The sequence below is a fragment of the Brevibacillus fluminis genome (assembly GCF_003710825.1).
GTDB lineage: Bacteria > Bacillota > Bacilli > Brevibacillales > Brevibacillaceae > Brevibacillus_D > Brevibacillus_D fluminis.
Genome location: NZ_RHHQ01000074.1, coordinates 1 through 365 on the forward strand (window position 1 = coordinate 1; position 365 = coordinate 365).

Annotated in this window: 1 protein-coding gene; it reads left to right on the plus strand. The window is 50.7% G+C overall.

The window, feature by feature from the left end:
* Positions 1–295 (plus strand): DMT family transporter (locus EDM56_RS30945; RefSeq protein ID WP_148040449.1); only part of this gene is annotated, 295 nt, incomplete at its 5' end.
* Positions 296–365: the final 70 nt, after the last annotated feature.

Below are 365 nucleotides of genomic sequence, written 5' to 3' on the forward strand. Positions count from 1 at the left end.
AGCGGTGCTCCAGCCTGACGTTATGCTTGCACTCGGAGGCTTGGGAATTTTCGGCTCCGGAGTTGCCTATATCATTTTCTATTACCTGATCCAAAAAGCGGGTGCACAATTCACCTCGATGGTGACCTATCTGGTCCCGGTCACAGCGATCCTGTGGGGCTACGCGCTGTTGGATGAAGCGATCCATTGGAATTTACTGTTCGGACTCATCTGTATTCTCGGCGGCGTTTTCTTTGCAGGGCGCCCGGAGAAAAAAGCGAAACCGCAAAATGTAGCTTTGTCAGAGCAGTCATAAGCGTGCAGTAAAAGACGACCTTCGTCTCTTCAGTAAGGGAGATGGGGCGTCTTTTGCTGTTTATTTAGGC